General features: G+C 44.1%; 13 protein-coding genes. 8 read left to right on the top strand and 5 right to left on the bottom strand.

Translation table 11 applies throughout. From position 1 onward, the window contains the following. Positions 1-61: 61 nt before the first annotated feature. From ACGHAV_RS04015 to ACGHAV_RS04005, 3 genes are read left to right on the top strand one after another with little or no spacing between them, the layout of a single operon-like run. Positions 62-490 (top strand): winged helix-turn-helix domain-containing protein, encoded by a 429-nt coding sequence (locus tag ACGHAV_RS04015; protein WP_390376737.1) that lies wholly within the window; start codon positions 62-64, stop codon positions 488-490. Further along, positions 491-1,180, top strand: coding sequence for an EAL domain-containing protein (locus tag ACGHAV_RS04010; RefSeq protein WP_390376735.1), 690 nt, complete (start codon positions 491-493; stop codon positions 1,178-1,180). An 11-nt stretch (positions 1,181-1,191) separates the two neighbouring features. After that, the gene (locus tag ACGHAV_RS04005) at positions 1,192-1,377 is read left to right on the top strand and encodes a hypothetical protein (RefSeq protein WP_390376732.1); all 186 of its coding nucleotides are present in this window, start codon (positions 1,192-1,194) and stop codon (positions 1,375-1,377) included. Positions 1,378-1,570: 193 nt separating this feature from the next. Here ACGHAV_RS04005 and ilvC read toward each other — a convergent pair whose 3' ends face one another. Next, positions 1,571-3,049 (bottom strand): ketol-acid reductoisomerase, encoded by a 1,479-nt coding sequence (ilvC, locus tag ACGHAV_RS04000; RefSeq protein WP_334014067.1) that lies wholly within the window; start codon positions 3,047-3,049, stop codon positions 1,571-1,573. Positions 3,050-3,205: 156 nt separating this feature from the next. Here ilvC and ilvY point away from each other — a divergent pair, with 156 nt between their 5' ends. Continuing rightward, positions 3,206-4,069: an HTH-type transcriptional activator IlvY gene (gene ilvY / locus ACGHAV_RS03995; protein WP_390376729.1), complete on the top strand. Its 864-nt coding sequence runs from the start codon at positions 3,206-3,208 to the stop codon at positions 4,067-4,069. A gap of 99 nt (positions 4,070-4,168) precedes the next feature. Here ilvY and ACGHAV_RS03990 read toward each other — a convergent pair whose 3' ends face one another. Both ACGHAV_RS03990 and ACGHAV_RS03985 read right to left on the bottom strand, forming a co-directional pair. Then, a complete protein-coding gene (locus ACGHAV_RS03990) occupies positions 4,169-5,680 on the bottom strand; it encodes a YifB family Mg chelatase-like AAA ATPase (RefSeq protein WP_390376726.1) in 1,512 nt (503 codons plus the stop codon). Positions 5,681-5,830: 150 nt separating this feature from the next. Beyond that, the gene (locus tag ACGHAV_RS03985; protein ID WP_390376723.1) at positions 5,831-6,448 is read right to left on the bottom strand and encodes a trimeric intracellular cation channel family protein; all 618 of its coding nucleotides are present in this window, start codon (positions 6,446-6,448) and stop codon (positions 5,831-5,833) included. Positions 6,449-6,935: 487 nt separating this feature from the next. Between ACGHAV_RS03985 and ilvD the strand changes: the two genes are divergently transcribed. Beyond that, on the top strand, positions 6,936-8,786 hold the full coding sequence (ilvD, locus tag ACGHAV_RS03980; protein WP_390376720.1) for a dihydroxy-acid dehydratase: 1,851 nt from the start codon (positions 6,936-6,938) through the stop codon (positions 8,784-8,786). Continuing rightward, positions 8,786-10,333, top strand: coding sequence for a threonine ammonia-lyase, biosynthetic (gene ilvA, locus ACGHAV_RS03975; protein WP_390377009.1), 1,548 nt, complete (start codon positions 8,786-8,788; stop codon positions 10,331-10,333). Before ilvD ends, ilvA begins: the two co-directional genes overlap by 1 nt. 184 nt (positions 10,334-10,517) lie before the next feature. On the opposite strand, the gene plsB is transcribed toward ilvA, so the two are convergent. Beyond that, positions 10,518-12,971: a glycerol-3-phosphate 1-O-acyltransferase PlsB gene (gene plsB / locus ACGHAV_RS03970; protein WP_390376717.1), complete on the bottom strand. Its 2,454-nt coding sequence runs from the start codon at positions 12,969-12,971 to the stop codon at positions 10,518-10,520. A 180-nt stretch (positions 12,972-13,151) separates the two neighbouring features. Then, the gene (locus ACGHAV_RS03965; protein WP_390376714.1) at positions 13,152-13,646 is read right to left on the bottom strand and encodes a GNAT family N-acetyltransferase; all 495 of its coding nucleotides are present in this window, start codon (positions 13,644-13,646) and stop codon (positions 13,152-13,154) included. 242 nt (positions 13,647-13,888) lie between these two features. Between ACGHAV_RS03965 and ACGHAV_RS03960 the strand changes: the two genes are divergently transcribed. Both ACGHAV_RS03960 and lexA read left to right on the top strand, forming a co-directional pair. After that, complete coding sequence (locus ACGHAV_RS03960; protein WP_390376711.1) at positions 13,889-16,192, top strand: diguanylate cyclase; 2,304 nt, start codon at positions 13,889-13,891, stop codon at positions 16,190-16,192. Positions 16,193-16,285: 93 nt separating this feature from the next. Beyond that, positions 16,286-16,909, top strand: coding sequence for a transcriptional repressor LexA (gene lexA, locus ACGHAV_RS03955; protein WP_334014059.1), 624 nt, complete (start codon positions 16,286-16,288; stop codon positions 16,907-16,909). The last annotated feature ends 434 nt before the right edge of the window (positions 16,910-17,343 follow it).

Genomic DNA, 17,343 nt, shown 5'->3' with positions numbered 1-17,343 from the left:
TTTATTCAAGACCAATACCGCTATTCTACACTGCGTTATACCTCAATTGGAGTGTGAGTTCATGGCTGAACAAAGTTCAAATATCATTTTTTTCAATCGTGATAATCAATTAAATGATACGGGAAACATGGAAAACATAATGTCAGAAGATATCTCTTGCAACAAACATTGTTTGAAGTGTTCTTTGTATCCTAATCGCAAGTTTTCTATAAATTCTTCAGTTAAATTTGAGTCTGGATTTCTATACACAAATAAGGGTACTTTCAAGCTCTCTTACTCTGCTGGTAGAGCACTGTGCCTCTTACACAGAAACATTGACGAATTTGTAAGCAAAGAACACATTATGAAGTACGTTTGGGGCAGTCACCCTAGAGTCGAAAATAATGTAAACGTTGTAGTTTCTGAACTCAGAACTGCATTGATGAGCACTAGCCTACATATCTTAAATCAACGAAAAGTCGGTTATATGTTGACTCGGGTGGATTTTTAAATGGAAATAGTACTGCCGTATAGAAGTTTCACTATTGCCAACTCAGAGTACAACTTAGTACCTAGACTAGAGTCTGTCACTAGATCAATCGGCGCTGAAAATAACTATTATGAAATCCTTACTTCTGTATTTCTATCGGAGAGCCAGTTAGATAGCGGGCAGTTTTTTTGTAGTTTTCCGAAAGTGAATTACTTCAGTTATCTCAGAGATGTACTCTCTGAAATGTCTCAGAGAGGTTTAAAGAAAGCCTCATTCAATGTAAATGAGGAATTTCTTAAGTCAGCATATCTAGCCATGTTAATTGAGGACTTTAGAGGTTTACAAATTGCACTAGAAATTTCAGAAACAATCGATAGTTCAGAAGAAAATACAAAAGCGATCAGGGCCCTAACAGCTCATCCTAATATATCAATTTGGTTAGACGATTTCGGCTGCGGCTTTTCTAATTTCGATACAATAGAGAAGTGTAACTTTGATGCAATAAAGATATCAAAAGAATTGTTTTGGCGCCTTTTCAAGCAAGACAAAAAGTTACTAAGTTGCCTACTTATCAATCTACGTAAGAAGGCTGGAAGCGTTATTGTCGAAGGAGTGGATTGTTTTGAGAAATATGTATTTTGCAAGGAACTAAACTTGTTAATGCAAGGCTATTTCTTTAGAGAGCTAAAGCAGAAAAAACTTGTTAAGTGAGGCTTTAACAAATGCGATGTGCGAATGAAATTAGAGAGTATGTAGAGGGCAACAAGTACCTTACTGATCAAGAATTGCGTAAGCTTCTTTCTAGATTCTTAGACGAGCAATGTATGGTTTCAACTAATGTATTATCAACGGCAGAGATCGAGTTTATTCAAAGCATGTATCTAGATAGCGGGTCTGATGAGCGTTAAACATATATTTCTTACAATATAGTATTTGTTAAACCCCCTGTTGCGTTGGTAGCATCAATAGATGCAAGAATATTCGCAACATTGATAGCTTTGACTACCCAGCAGCTTCCCTAAACCTCGGTACAAAAAAGCCCGACCAAAATGGTCGGGCAAAAGGGCTTAGTTAAGCACCTAACGACAGAAACTGTCCTGACTACACTACTATTGCCTTCATGTCAGTCATATAGCCACGCAAGGTTTGACCTACCGATTCCACACCGTGTGAGCGAATAGCGTTATTTACTTCAACAAGGCGTTTGTTTTCTACTTGGTTAGAAGTAGCAGGTAAACCTTTACCAATAACACTGGTGTCGATGGTAGGCATAAATTTCTCACGCAAAATCGGAATTGCTGCATTAGCAAATAAGTAGTTTCCGTATTCTGCAGTATCAGAAATTACAACGTTCATTTCATATAAACGCTTACGTGCAATTGTATTAGAAATAAGCGGTGTTTCGTGTAGCGATTCGTAATAGGCAGACTCTGGAAGAATTCCCGCTTCAACCATTACGTCGAAGGCTACTTCTACACCGCACTTGATCATGGCAACTAACAAGATGCCGTGGTCAAAGAATTCTTGTTCGCTAATCTCACCTTCATAAGCAGGTGCATTTTCAAACGCGGTTTCACCGGTTTCTTCACGCCACTTAAGTAGGTTTGCATCGCCGTTGGCCCAGTCTTCCATCATAGTGCGAGAAAACTCACCGCTGATGATGTCGTCTTGGTGCTTTTCAAATAGCGGACGCAATAAATCAGTTAACTGTTCAGAAAGCTCGAAGGCTTTTAGCTTTGCAGGGTTAGACAGACGATCCATCATATTGGTTACGCCACCAATTTTAAGTGCTTCGGTAATAGCTTCTAAGCCGTACTGAATAAGTGCACCGGCATAGCCCGGGTCAATGCCGTCATCTACCATTTTTTCAAAGGCAAGTACCGCCGCAACCTGTTGCATACCACAAAGAATGGTTTGCTCACCCATTAGGTCAGATTTAACTTCAGCAACAAACGAAGATTCCAATACGCCTGCACGGTCGCCACCTGTAGCACTAGCTAGCGCTTTAGCCTGATCCCAACCTTTGCCTTCTGGGTCGTTTTCTGGATGCACAGCAATAAGTGTTGGAACACCAAAGCCACGCTTATATTCTTCACGTACTTCAGAGCCTGGGCTCTTTGGTGCGCACATAATAACCGTGATATCGCTACGGATTTGTTGACCTTCTTCAACAATATTGAAACCGTGTGAATAGCTAAGCGTTGCGCCCTCTTTCATAAGTGGCATTACCGCTTCTACTACGCTTGCGTGCTGCTTATCAGGTGTAAGGTTGTAAACAACATCTGCATCAGGAATAAGCTCCTGGTAAGTACCCACGGTAAAACCATTACTGCTAGCGCGTTTAAAAGAGTCCCGTTGTTCATCGATGGCGGCCTGACGCAGCGCATAAGAAACATCTAACCCTGAGTCACGCATATTTAAGCCTTGATTAAGGCCTTGCGCACCGCAGCCAACAACGACAATTTTTTTGCCTTTTAAGCTCTGACAACCGTCAGCAAATTCTTCGCGTGCCATAAAACGGCAGCGGCCTAGCTGATCTAACTGCTGGCGAAGTGATAGGGTGTTGAAATAATTAGCCATAAAAATTTCCGAACAACATTCATTTTTGTCGATATCAAACGCCACGTTTAGCGTTGATAGACCTCGTCTATGACGACTTGGTAATGAGATTAAAAGATTTCTTTTGTTTTGGAAAATGATATATTTGCAAGATAATATTTCAAAAAGTGAAACGTTATGGACTTTCGAAGCCTTCAGCTGTTTAACCACTTAGCCACTAGCTTGCACTTTGGCGTTACCGCTGAGGCCATGTATGTATCGCCCTCTACGCTAAGCCGTGTTATTCAGCGCCTTGAAGACGAGTTAGGCTGTACGTTGTTTAAGCGTGACAATCGCAAGGTTGCGTTAACCCACAGCGGGCACAAGCTGCTGGCTTTTTCTAAGCAAGCATTGAAAGACTGGCAGCAGCTTAAAATTGACCTTAAAGAAGACAACGACGCGCTTCAGGGGGAACTTAGCGTGTTTTGCTCTGTAACCGCGAGCCAAAGCCATTTACCCGCCATGCTTCGCCAATTTAGGCAACACCACCCCGGTGTTGATATTCGTCTAATTACCGGCGACCCTGCTTTAGCAATTGAAAAAGTGAAGGGTAAACAGTGCGACTTATCTATTGCTATTTACACACCGGATATGCCAACCGATTTGCACTTTACTGCGCTTGATAACGTGCCGTTGGTACTTATTGCCCCTAAAGCGTGGCGCCTTACCCAGTTGAGCCAGCTAGATTGGACAAAGCACCAAGTTATTATGCCTGAAACCGGCCCTACACGACGTACCGCATATCATTGGTTTGCTGAACACGGTATTCGCCCTAACGTGTATGCCTATGTGGGAGGGAACGAAGCTATTGTTAGCATGGTAGCTCTAGAATGTGGGGTAGGTTTTGTGCCTAAGGTGGTGCTTGATCACTCCAGTATGGCCAATGCGGTTACGCAAATTCAGGTAGACGACATTGAGCCTTATGCACTTGGGCTATGTTGTTTACAAGAAAAGCAAAACGAGCCTCTTATCAATGCGTTTATGGAGCTTAATGCTATTTAGCGTTCACGCACTAGCTTCGTTGTAGCGGCTTAGCTGCCTAGTTGTCCAATTACTTAAGTACCTCAAATTACTCAGCTACCTATCTAGCTACCGAGGTACTTAGCTACTTAACTGCTTTATAAGATTGTCCAGCGCTCTATAGCCTAAGGCTTCGGCAAGATGTGCGCGGCTCACTGCATTCTGGTGTTGTAAATCAGCAATGGTACGAGCCACTTTTAACGTGCGATGAAATACGCGCATAGAAAGGTTTAGCTGTTTTGCCGCCGCTTGCAAGAACTGCAAATCAGCCGCTGAAAGCTTGCAAATATCGGCCAGTTCACCCGCGTGCAATGCGCCGTTCGGTTTACCCTGACGCATTAGTTGTGTGTGTCGAGCCGCTGCAATGGCTTTTTTCGTTTCAAACAGCGTGTCGTCAGGTTTATTGGCGCGTTCTGGTAAATCATAATCGGGTAAACGTGGCACCTCTACTTGAATATCAATTCTGTCGAGAAGCGGCCCTGATAGCCGGTTTAAATAGTTGAGCTGCTGCTGAGGTGTTAGCCTGTTATCGTCTATGTCGCCGGTTGGACTTGGGTTCATAGCAGCCACCAACTGAAAGTTGGCAGGATAAGTGGCGCTACCCGATGCTCGAGATAAATGTACATCGCCAGTTTCTAGTGGCTCTCTTAATACGTCTAAGGCTTTACGGCCAAATTCCGGCAATTCATCTAAAAACAAAATGCCGTTATGTGCCAGAGATATTTCACCGGGCACAGGGTGTGAGCCGCCGCCAGTTAAAGCCACTGCCGAGCTTGTATGATGCGGCGAGCGCAAATGACGTTTTAAAAATCGTTCTGCGAAAAGGCGCTCGCCTTTTACTGAATGAATGGCGGCTACTTCAAGTGCTTCTTCTTCAGTCATGTCTGGTAATAGTGAAAGCATTCGGCTTGCTAACAGGCTTTTACCCGTGCCCGGCGGGCCTACCATTAACAGATTATGCGACCCCGTGGCTGCAATCATAAGCGCGCGTTTGGCCTGCTCTTGGCCAATAATATCGTCCCAGCCGGAAGGTGTATCGGTATTTCCAACAGAAGAAAAGGGCTGACCTTTCGCTAATTTCTTATTGCCCGCCAAGTGTTCGTAAACTGAGAGTAAGTCAAAGGCGGGATAGCGGGTGGCGTGAGAGACTAGCGCGGCCTCTATGTCATTGTCGCCAGGATATACAAGCGGCATATCTTCATTCGCTGCGGCCATCACAACAGGTATTAGCCCGTTAACCGGCTTTATTTCCCCATTAAGGCCAAGTTCGCCCACCAACGCGATATTAAGTAGGCTGGTATCGTTAATGTAGCCCGATGCGGCCAATATTCCCACGGCGATAGGAAGGTCGAATCGCCCGCCGAATTTGGGGATGTCGGCAGGTGCCAAATTTACAGTAATGCGCTTAGCCGGAAAATCAAAACCGCTGTTTATAAGCGCACTGCGTACGCGCTCTCTGGCTTCTTTTACGCTGGTTTCTGCCATACCTACCAACTGAAACGCCGGTAGGCCATTGGCAAGATGAATTTCTACCCGTATTTCTGGTGCAGATACACCTTGGCCCGCAAAGGTTTTAACCACCGCCATGCCCATAATATTCGTCGCCTTGTTTATGTAACTCTGCAGTGAAATTGCAGTTTAAAAACAGGCACTATAAACACAAAAGTAGACCATTTTTACTGTACAAGAGACGAGATTTTCTCAATAAAACGGTTTATCTTTGATACGCTTGGACTGGTTTCTCTAGTGATTGTCGTTGTAAAAAACGGGCAGCTGCCAATGCCAACGCATTGCACCTAAGCGCAGCAATACCGTGGTTGCCAATGCCGCAATACCGCACCATTGGGTTGCAAGCTCTAACTGCAGGCCTACGCCGTACACCACACCCCCGGCAATACACGTCATAGCGTACAGTTCACCATTTAATACCAAAGGTACTTCACGGCAAATCACATCGCGCAGTAAACCGCCAAATACCCCTGTTATCGTACCCATAGCGACAGCTACCGCCATTCCCGTATCGTATGACAATGCTTTTTCTATCCCTACTACATTAAACAATGCAAGCCCAAAAGCATCGGCAATCAGTAAGTAGTGGTAAGGGAAACGGGGGCTTACACGTAGCCATATAATGGGGATAAAAGCAGCAATCAACGTGGTGTATAAGTAATCGGTGTCCGCTATCCAAAATACCGGTACGTCAAGCATCACATCGCGTAAGGTTCCTCCACCAATAGCCGTTGCACTAGCAAGTACCACTACGCCGAACCCGTCCATGCGTTTTTGGTACGCCATTAAGGTGCCCGATATTGCACATACCGCTACACCCGCAAGGTTAAGCCAGTGAAACCAATCAAACATATCTACAACCTTTGTTTTTTAATTGAGTGGGTGCTGTTAAACAACCTGTATTTAATTCATAAAAAAGCACATTAAATAAGTGCACTAAAGCGTGATTAAAGCCAATACTCGCCGTGCAAAATACTTGATCATACGCCGCGTTTCATGCTATTTCTTTGCCCATCGTCAACCCGTAGCCATTATGAATAATCACTACGAGTTGAAAGTAGAGGTTAAGCCATAGCCTTATACGTACAACATTTCATTTTTTCCGAAGGGCATCTATTGTGTGCTTTGGACGTCAATATGTATCTTAAAAACAAGGTGCTAGCGTAAAGCTACGCAATTTGTTGCCTTTATTCTAGACGACTGAAGATGCTTTGCTATACCAAAATAAAACGCACTCAATGTTAAGCGTTTATTTTTTCACTCGGTTATGCAAGGTAGTGCAAATAAACATTTAGTTTCAAAATAGCGCCTAAAGCGCCAATTAAAACGGGAAGGATTTATGCCCAAGTTACGTTCTGCAACTACCACGCAAGGTAGAAATATGGCGGGAGCTCGCGCGTTGTGGCGAGCAACTGGAATGAAAGACACTGACTTTGGAAAGCCGATTATTGCTATTGCGAACTCATTTACGCAGTTCGTACCGGGGCACGTTCACCTTAAAGATCTCGGACAACTAGTGGCGCGAAGTGTAGAAGCCGCTGGTGGTGTTGCAAAAGAGTTTAACACCATTGCGGTGGATGATGGCATTGCTATGGGACACAGCGGCATGCTGTACAGCCTACCTTCTCGAGAAATCATAGCTGATGCTGTGGAATATATGGTGAATGCCCACTGTGCCGACGCCATTGTATGTATTTCTAACTGCGACAAAATAACGCCGGGGATGTTGATGGCGTCTATGCGCTTAAACGTACCCGTTATTTTTGTTTCAGGTGGCCCAATGGAAGCAGGTAAAACCAAGCTTTCAGATCAGTTGATTAAGCTTGATTTGGTGGATGCCATGGTAGCGGCTGCCGACGATAAAGTGAGCGACGCCGACAGCGACGAAATTGAACGCTCTGCCTGCCCAACTTGTGGCTCATGCTCTGGCATGTTTACGGCAAACTCGATGAACTGCTTAACCGAAGCATTGGGATTATCGTTACCCGGCAATGGCTCAATGCTAGCGACCCATGCCGACCGTGAGGGATTGTTTAAAAAGGCAGGTGCGCAAATTGTAGAGCTGTGTAAACGCTACTACGGCGACGATGATGAAAGTGTGTTGCCGCGTAATATTGCTAACTTCAAAGCGTTTGAGAATGCAATGAGCTTAGATATCGCCATGGGCGGGTCTACTAACACTATTTTGCATTTGTTAGCCGCTGCGATGGAAGGCGAAGTGCCTTTCACAATGGATGATATCGATCGTCTTTCTAGAAAAGTGCCGCACTTGTGCAAAGTGGCACCATCTACACCCAAATACCATATGGAAGATGTTCACCGAGCAGGTGGCGTGTTGGGTATTTTGAACGAGCTTAATAAAGCTGGTTTGCTAAATACTGACGTGAATCATGTGTTGGGCAAACCGCTTACCGACGTTATTAGCGATTGGGATATTACCAATCCAGAAAATAAAGATGCTATTACCTTCTATCGTGCAGGGCCTGCAGGTATTCGTACCACCCAAGCTTTCAGTCAGGACTGCCGCTGGGATGAAGCCGATGATGACCGTGAAAACGGCTGCATTCGCACGGTAGAACATGCATACAGTCAAGAAGGCGGATTGGCAGTGCTATACGGTAATCTTGCTGAAGATGGCTGTATTGTTAAAACAGCCGGTGTTGATGAGTCGATTTTAACATTCAATGGTACGGCCCGTATATACGAAAGTCAGGACGACGCTGTAGCAGGAATTCTAGGTAACGAAGTGCAAGCTGGCGATGTGGTATTTATTCGCTATGAAGGTCCTCGTGGAGGGCCGGGTATGCAAGAGATGCTATACCCTACGTCATACTTAAAATCGAAAGGGCTTGGTAAGTCGTGCGCCCTTGTAACCGACGGTCGTTTTAGTGGTGGTACATCGGGCTTATCTATTGGGCACTGCTCGCCAGAAGCGGCAAGCGGCGGTGGTATTGGCCTTGTAGAAGATGGCGATAAAATAGCAATCGATATTCCAAATCGCAGTATTAACATCGTAATAAGCGATGAAGAGCTTGCCGCGCGTCGCGCCAAAATGGAAGCTAGCGACAAACCATGGCGCCCTAAAAACCGCGTTCGTGAGGTTTCTACATCACTGAAGACCTTCGCTGCATTGGCTACCAGCGCCGATAAAGGCGCTGTGCGCGATGTGAGTAAACTGGAAAATTTATGATGGTAAGTGAGCACGTTAGCGACCACGATTATCTTAAAAAGATCTTACTAGCCCCAGTCTACGATGTGGCGGTGGCCAGTGAGCTGTCTTACATGTCGTTACTGTCGGCAGAACTTGGTAACGAGGTTTACTTAAAGCGAGAAGACCAGCAGCCAGTTAAGAGCTTCAAATTACGGGGCGCATACAACCGCATATGCTCGTTAACACAAGCGCAATTAAAAGCGGGTGTTATTGGCGCATCTGCAGGAAATCACGCTCAGGGTCTTGCTTACAGTGCCAAGATGAAAGGCATTCAGGCTACTATCGTTATGCCTGAAACGACACCTGACATTAAGGTTGATGCGGTGCGTCGTTTTGGTGGCGACAATGTCAATGTGGTGCTGTACGGCACCAGCTTCGACCAAGCAAGTAATCATGCAAAGGCATTATGCGAAACACATGGCTACACCTTTGTTCCACCCTTCGACGACCCCGATGTTATTGCTGGGCAAGGCACCGTTGCTCGAGAATTATTAGAGCAAAATCCTAACCTTGATACATTGTTTGTTGCCGTTGGTGGCGGCGGCCTTGCCGCTGGCATCGCTGTGTATCTAAAACAGTTAAAACCAAGCATTAAAATAGTTGCGGTAGAGTCTGAAGAGTCAGCGTGCTTTATTAAAGCGCGCGAAAAAGGTGCGCCGACAGAGCTTGAAAGCGTAGGTATTTTTGCCGACGGCGTTGCCGTTAAGGTAATGGGGCAAGAAACTTTTAGATTATGTAATCGACTGATAGATGAAACTATTACGGTTACCAACGACGAAATTTGCGGTGCCATTAAAGATATATTCGATGACACGCGGGTTATTGCGGAGCCCGCTGGGGCGCTTTCTGTTGCTGCTATTCGCAAATATGCTAAGCAGCATGATCTGCAAGGAAAGAAACTTGGCGGCATCTTATGTGGAGCCAATATAAACTTCCACACGCTTCGTTATGTGTCGGAGCGCTGTGAGCTTGGTGAGCAAAAAGAAGCCGTTTTTGCAGTGAAGATCCCTGAGACAAAGGGGGCATTCAAACAGTTCTGTGAATGCGTAGGTGCAAAAGCAATTACCGAGTTTAACTATCGTTACGCAAGTAGCACCGAAGCGCATATCTTTGTTGGCGTAAAACTTAAAGGCGGACAGCAAGAATTTTTAGCATTGCAAAGTTCGCTTGAAAGTAAAGGCTATGATTGCTTTAACCTTACGGATAACGAACTAGCGAAGCTGCATGTACGGCATATGGTAGGAGGTAGGCTTCCCACGTCGTTAAACGAACAAGTGTTTAGCTTTGAATTTCCAGAGCGACCAGGAGCACTATTGAACTTCCTCAATACACTTGGTGAGCAATGGAACATTACGCTGTTTCACTATCGCAATCACGGTGCCGCTGAAGGCCTTGTCTTGGCTGGCTTTGATATTGCCCCAGAAAGCCGAGCTGACTTCAATCAGCACGTTGCCGAACTAGGCTATAAAGTAGAAGAAGTGACCGACAACCCGGCTTATCGTTTCTTCTTATCTCAACCAGAATAGTTTAAGCAATAAAGCACCGCTTACCGTTTTTGCTTTTTTCTTGCTTTTCGCCGTTTCACATTAAGCGCATGCTTACTGTGAAGCGGTGCAAAGCTGCCTTCTTACGTCACCAATACAAAAAAAGCCCAAACGGTGTTTTCATAACCGTTTAGGCTTTTAACGCTACAAAATACTGTTTAAAGCATTAACTCTCTGCGTGTAGCGCTACATTTTCAAGATGTTGCATCATCTCAGGCCAAATCAAGGCCATAACATCTTGGCGAAGCGCTTCGCATTCTTCTGAGTATCTAAGGCTGCCGTCTTTTTCAGTATCTAGCCAGTGATTATCTTTCAGAGCACTGATAAAGCTTGAAAGCACGTTCTTATCATAGAATTCTGGTGAGCTTAATCCGTACAATGTCGACAAGCGTTCTGCCACTTTTTTGCTTTCACGTTCTAGTGCACTTCGACTAATCACTTTTTCTTTATCTAAAATAGTAAGCACCACAGCGTAGCGCTGCAACGTTTCTTGCATGCAGCGACTTAGCAACCATGCTGAATGGAACTGCTTACAGTGTGCATCAGGTGGCAGCAACTCATCACCTTCTTGACGAAGTAGACCGTTGCTTAGCAATGCGTTAATAAGCGAGTCGGTATGCGCTAGTGCTTCATCTTGCGTTAAGTGCAAAAACAGCTCTTTTTGCAACAATGGATAAAGTGCGGCAATTAATTGCAAAATAGCGCTACGGCGAGTCCCTTTTCTTGCAAATACCGACGCCATAATAAGTCCAGGTAGCGCAAACAGATGCAAAATATTATTGCGGTAGTAGGTTAGATATACCGCTGATTTTGGCTGCGGGCCTATTAGTCGGCCATAGTCGTCCTCTTTTACATCAAAACGACCTAGCTTCAAGGTATCGTGCAGTAGTTCTTCTGCCGTCGAATCGGGAATAGTGGCGTCGTCACTAAAGGGCACAGCTTTAAACAGTTCTATGAAGTCACCTAACGCCTGTTTTAGTTCTGCTTCACTCATGGTTTGTGTTTTTGAAGACAACAGGCAAAGCGAAGTAAGTGCCATTCCGTTAAGCGCTGCAGCGCGGTTTATACGCGTCATCACATTGTTGGCTAGCTCGTTAACCGCAGGTGTAAGCCAAGCCGGTTTCTTGTCTGGATCGGCGTCTCTACAGTCACGCCAATCTGGCACTTGGCTTTCTAGGAATTGGTTAAGTTGAATGGGCTCGCCAAAGTTCACATAACCATGGCCATAGTTTTTTAACTTCTTAATGGCAGAAAATACCTGAAGGTTAGACTCTTTCTTTTTCTTCGAGCCTTTAAGCTCGTTTAAGTAGCTCTTCACTTCCATGACATTTTCATAGCCAATATACACAGGCACAATGCTCACGGGGCGATTAACACCTTTTAGCATGGCTTGAATAGTCATAGCCAGCATACCTGTTTTAGGCGGGATAAGTCTTCCGGTACGGCTTCTACCCCCTTCTGGATAATACTTTACTGAATAACCTTTGTTGAAAAGCAGCTCTAGATATTCTCTAAACACCGCTGTGTAAAGCTTGTTGCCAGCAAAACTGCGACGAAGGAAAAACGCACCACCACGGCGGAACATTTTGCCTACCGGCCAAAAGTTAAGGTTAATACCTGCAGCAATGTGAGGTGTTACCATACCCTCGTGATATATCACGTAGGTAAGCAATAGGTAGTCCATGTGGCTTCGGTGGCACGGTACATAAATAATTTCATGTCCATTAGCAGCAAGCTCACGAATTCTATCGGCATGGCCTACGCTGATACCGTTATAGATTTTATTCCAAATACGGGTAAGCAGCCTGTCACCAAAGCGTATTAAGCCTTCGCGATAGTCGGCAGCAATTTCGGTTACGTAAGACTGTGCCGTTTCTTTTGCTTTTTCGTGGCTTATCTTTTTACTGCGTGATTCTTCTGCTATCGCACGGCGAACGGCATCTGAACCCAATACACTGTTATTCAGTTCTTGGCGTTCAAGTAACATTGGGCCAGTCATGCTCTGGCGTTTGCGTTGAAAGTGAGTGCTTGCTACACGCACTAGCTTGTGTGCAATACTTTGATCGCTCCCGTGCTGATTCGACATTACGCGGGCAGACACTGCTTTAGAATAATTAATAAAGTTGTCTCGGCCTAAGAACAATACGATAAACAATTTTCTTAGCCAGCTTGGTGCGGCTTTATCAGCAATAAGATCGCTTAAACCTGGGTTTCCTTTACCTGGCGCTCGTCCCCACGTTACGAAAACGGGCACGACTTGAAGGTCAAGGTTTTCATGATCTCTGTGCAAATGAAAAAGTTCGGTAAATACTTCTTCAATATCAGTATCCTTTGCCGATGAGCGGAAAATCGGCTGCGTTTTTCTTAAAAACAGCGTAGAAGAATACTCTCTTCCGGCAAGCGCAAGAGTTTCAGTGGGGCTAGGTAAGCCCAGCGCCTCGGTCGACATTTTTAGCGCCAATTGATCGGTCACTGAGTTTGTTGGAAGCAGATAAACAATAGGTTTGTTCTTATCTATTCCTAATTCGGTTTCAACGTTTACTGGAATGCTATGCGCTTTAACCAGCAACTTAACAGGATAATGAAATACCGACAGAAGGGCTTTTCGCATCCACGACATGAATTATGTAATCCTATGAAATAAAATCTGGCGAAGTGTATCACAGTTGGCGATATATCTCGCTATTCGCACTGTGATACCTGAATTGTCACACCTGTTAAGTTATGGCTACAAATAGCCTTGAACAAGACGTTTCATGTAGGGTGTTATACAAACGCTTTTTTAAGCCGAATAACTACGTTATAACGCATGGGTGATGTTCCAATCAGCAGCATAGCGCATTGCTACATTGCAGCGCTTATAGGCTTTACCGTAGGTTTTCATTATTTCTTCACAATGCACAAAACCGTTTTTTTCATACAAATGGATGGCTGCTTCACAACTGCTATTAGTAAGCAAAAACAATAGCTTTGTAGCAATGTTTTCAGCTTCCTTAACGACATGTTGAAGTAACGCTTCACCCACTTTCAACCCTCGTGCCGTTGAGACTACCCCCATTTTGGTAAGTTCAAACGTGCCTTCATCTTTTTTCATCAGTGCGCAGGTTCCTACCACACCCAACTCAGGGTGCAGTGCAAACCAAATATGACCGCCTTTTTCGATAATTTCACGCTGAGGGTTTGATATGACACGCTCATCAATGGCTTCTAGCTTGAACATCTCATTTATCCATTCTCGATTGATTGAATCAAAATAAGGAGCAAGCTCTAATGAAAAAGGCGCAAAAGTTAGCATGAAAATTAAACCTTTATGGGTGTGGATATAGGTAAAAATATTATCAGTGCCAAACGCTTATCACAAAACAATTACGAATTGGCATTTATCAATGAGCGATTCAGGCTAGGCGCCTAATTATTACATAAAGTTCATACTCTTAAATAAATAAGAAAAGGCCTATAAAAAAGGGGGGTAAAAATTGCGAAATCACTGCTTGTTTACTACTTTTGTGTAATATTAACGCAGTATGAGAGCAAGCAATGAACGAGAAGTCTCGGCTTAAAGTCATCGATGAATTTATGCTAGATCAAGATTTGCCGTTAGACCTAGACGATTTAATGATGGTTTTGGCTGAAGCGTTTAGGGTACCTATCGCATTGATAGGCATTATGGGCGAATATGAGGAAAAATTTAAAGCCAGTTATGGACTTGACACTACCAGTGTTTGCCGTGAACACACGCTTTGCAGCATCGTTGTTAAAACGCGAGACCAGCTTGTGGTTAGCGACGCCACACAAGACCCGAGATTTAAAGATAGCCCGCTTGTTACCGGCGCTCCCAATATTTGTTTTTATGCAGGTACACCGCTTGTTGTAAATGGTGAGGCCGTTGGTGCGCTGTGCCTTATCGATACAAAACCTCGAGAAATAGACGCAAAACATGTCAAGGCGCTAGAGCGCATAGCAACGCTTGTAAGTCAGCACATTACGTTATCCAATGAACATGAGATTCTAAAGCGAGAGCACGGCCTTATTGATAAATCACCCATTGTACTTGCTACATGGCGTTTTGATACCTCACTTAACTTGATACATATATCGCAAAATTGCGAATACGTGTTGGGCGTAGCACCGCAAGACCTGTTAAGCGGCGCTGTTCAACTAAACGATATTTTATCTAACGCGGCAGAGCAGGATTTTACGTTTACTATGCAGGCACATCTTGAGGGCGTAGAAACGCACACCTGTCGTTTGCAAATTATTTCACCTACTCGCACCATCTGGGTAAGCATGATCTCAACAGCAAGTTTTCGTGAAGATGGAACGCTGCTGTCGGTACAGGCATTTTTGTTTGATACCAGCGATCAGAAGTTTGTTGAAGATAAATTGAATAAAACCAACTCACGCATGCGCTTGCTTCTTGAAGCATCTGAGTTGGGTACGTGGGACTGGAACTTACAGGCAGATGTCAACCAAGTGAACAAACGGTGGTGCGATATTGTTGGTTTAGAATACGAGTACTACGATACAAGCTCTCGTTTTTTTAAGCAGCTTATTCATCCTGCCGATTTTATTAATGTAGAAAGAAAATTAAATGAGCATTTGAGCGGTGAAGCAAAAGTATTTAACACCACGTTTAGAATGCAGCATACCAGTGGGAAGTGGGTGTGGGTTGAAACTTACGGCAAGATTGTTGAAGTAGACGAAGGCGGCAACCCTGTGCGTGTTGCGGGTATTCACCGTGATATAACTCAGCGAATGGAGAATGACCTTCACGAGAGAAAGAAAACCCAGTTACTGCAGTTTATAAATAAAACCCGTGCCTCTTATTTGCAAAGTAACGACCTTACTACCGCATGCCAGTCAGTCTTATCAGAGCTAATTGACATATCAGACAGCCAAATTGCCTTTATTGGCCAGATGCGAGACGTGGAAACGCAGCCCAAACTCTTTATACATGCAATTTCTGAAATTGTATGGGACAGTAAAAGCTTCACCCAATATGCTGAATATAAAAAGCGTAATTTATATTTTTCGTCGTTTGACAACTTATTTGGGCAAGCCATTACGTCGGGCGAGGTGGTTATTAGTAATACCGCTGGAGCACATCCTGCTTCTAAAGGAACGCCACAAGGTCACCCCAGAATTAGTCGGTTCCTTGGTTTACCCATAAAAGTGAAAGACAGAGTAGTGGGTGTTATTGGACTTGCGAATAAATTCTCACCATACACCAACGAAGATGCGGAGTTTTTCCAGCCTTTATTAGATGCGCTTGCAGGGTTGTTCTACGCCGTAGACCTAGAGCAAGCTCGGGCCGAAGCAGAGGACAAACTACGTAAGTTAGCCATGACAGACCCGCTTACGGGGCTATTCAACCGGCGCGCGTTCATTGAGCAATGTGAGGACATGGCGAAAGATCATTGCAGTATTTTTGTTGTACTTATCGATATCGACCACTTTAAAAATGTAAACGATACCTATGGCCACGACGCTGGAGACTGTGCGCTTAAGCAAACCGCTGATATTATCAGCGATGCAATTAACGATGGAGACATCGTTGCACGTCTCGGCGGAGAGGAGTTTGCCATGGTAATTCGTGGTGAATGTGAACGTGAAGCGAAGAAGCGGTTAGACTCACTGCGGAAGCGTATAGCCGCTAAAAAAATGTTGTATAAGAAAGACACGCTGCAACTAACGGTAAGCATAGGCGTAACCTTTGTTGATGACGGTTTTAATATGGATTTTAGTGCGCTGCTGTCTTTAGCTGACCAAGCCTTGTATGACGCTAAAGCTAATGGGCGAGACAGAATTGAGTGGGCACCATTCACCAAAAAAGCCGTTTAAGAAAACGGCTTTTTTGGTGAGCGTTACTAAGTTCTTGTTATTTCGTATTAGGTGTATATAATTACAGGAACTGTATGAACAGACAGGTCTTTTATGCGCCCATTAACAGCTCGACAAACCGAAGTTTTAGAACTTATCAAAACCACTATGCAAGAAACGGGAATGCCTCCAACACGTGCGGAAATTGCCCGTCAGCTTGGTTTTCGTTCTGCTAATGCTGCTGAAGAGCATTTGAAAGCACTTGCTAGAAAAGGTGTTATTGACATTTTGCCGGGCACCTCTAGAGGTATCAAACTCAATATTCCGCTTGAAGATTCTGTAGAAGAAGATGGTTTGCCGCTAATTGGCCGAGTGGCCGCTGGTGAGCCTATTCTTGCGCAAGAACACGTGGAGTCTCATTACAAGGTAGATCCTGCTCTCTTCCAACCTCAAGCTGACTTTTTGCTTCGTGTTAACGGCATGAGTATGAAGGATATTGGTATTTTAGATGGTGACTTACTCGCAGTGCATCGCACTACAGACGTTCACAATGGCCAAGTCGTGGTAGCTCGTGTTGATGAAGACGTAACGGTTAAACGCCTTGAAAAGCGTGGTAGAGAAGTACTGCTGCATGCCGAAAACGAAGAGTTTTCTCCAATTAAAGTGGACTTAGCCTCACAGCCTTTTGCTATCGAAGGTATTGCTGTAGGTGTAATTAGAAATGCAGACTGGATGTAGAGTTTTATCCAACTAAACCCAAAGCGGCCTATTAGCCGCTTTTTTTATACCTAAACTTTTGTTAATGATTGCACTATGGTGAAGCAAGGTTGTTTTTTGACCAAACGGATCAACTGAGTGAAAAAATTTAATACGCCCTCTTTTCTACCGCGACATTGAAAAAAAAATTTCACTTTTTAGCGTTATTATAATAAGTCTCGCCGTTTTAATTTCCTATCCGTAACGTTTTAAATCATTGTATTTGATTACTTTTCTTTAGAATTGAAAATTATCTTATGTTCAAAATGGTTGTTTGAATCAAGGTTCTTTATTTTCAGCATTTGTGTTTCTTTCTGCTATTAGACGGTATAGCTAATTGAAACCAATGTTTAAATTTTAAACACTTCATTAAAAATTTAATAGAAAAGACTAGACGGCGGTGAATAATCGCGCAA

Source organism: Alteromonas sp. MTD1 (assembly GCF_042848195.1).
GTDB lineage: Bacteria > Pseudomonadota > Gammaproteobacteria > Enterobacterales > Alteromonadaceae > Alteromonas.
The sequence above is the reverse complement of the archived record's forward strand: the minus strand, read 5'-3'. Positions and strand labels throughout refer to the sequence as shown.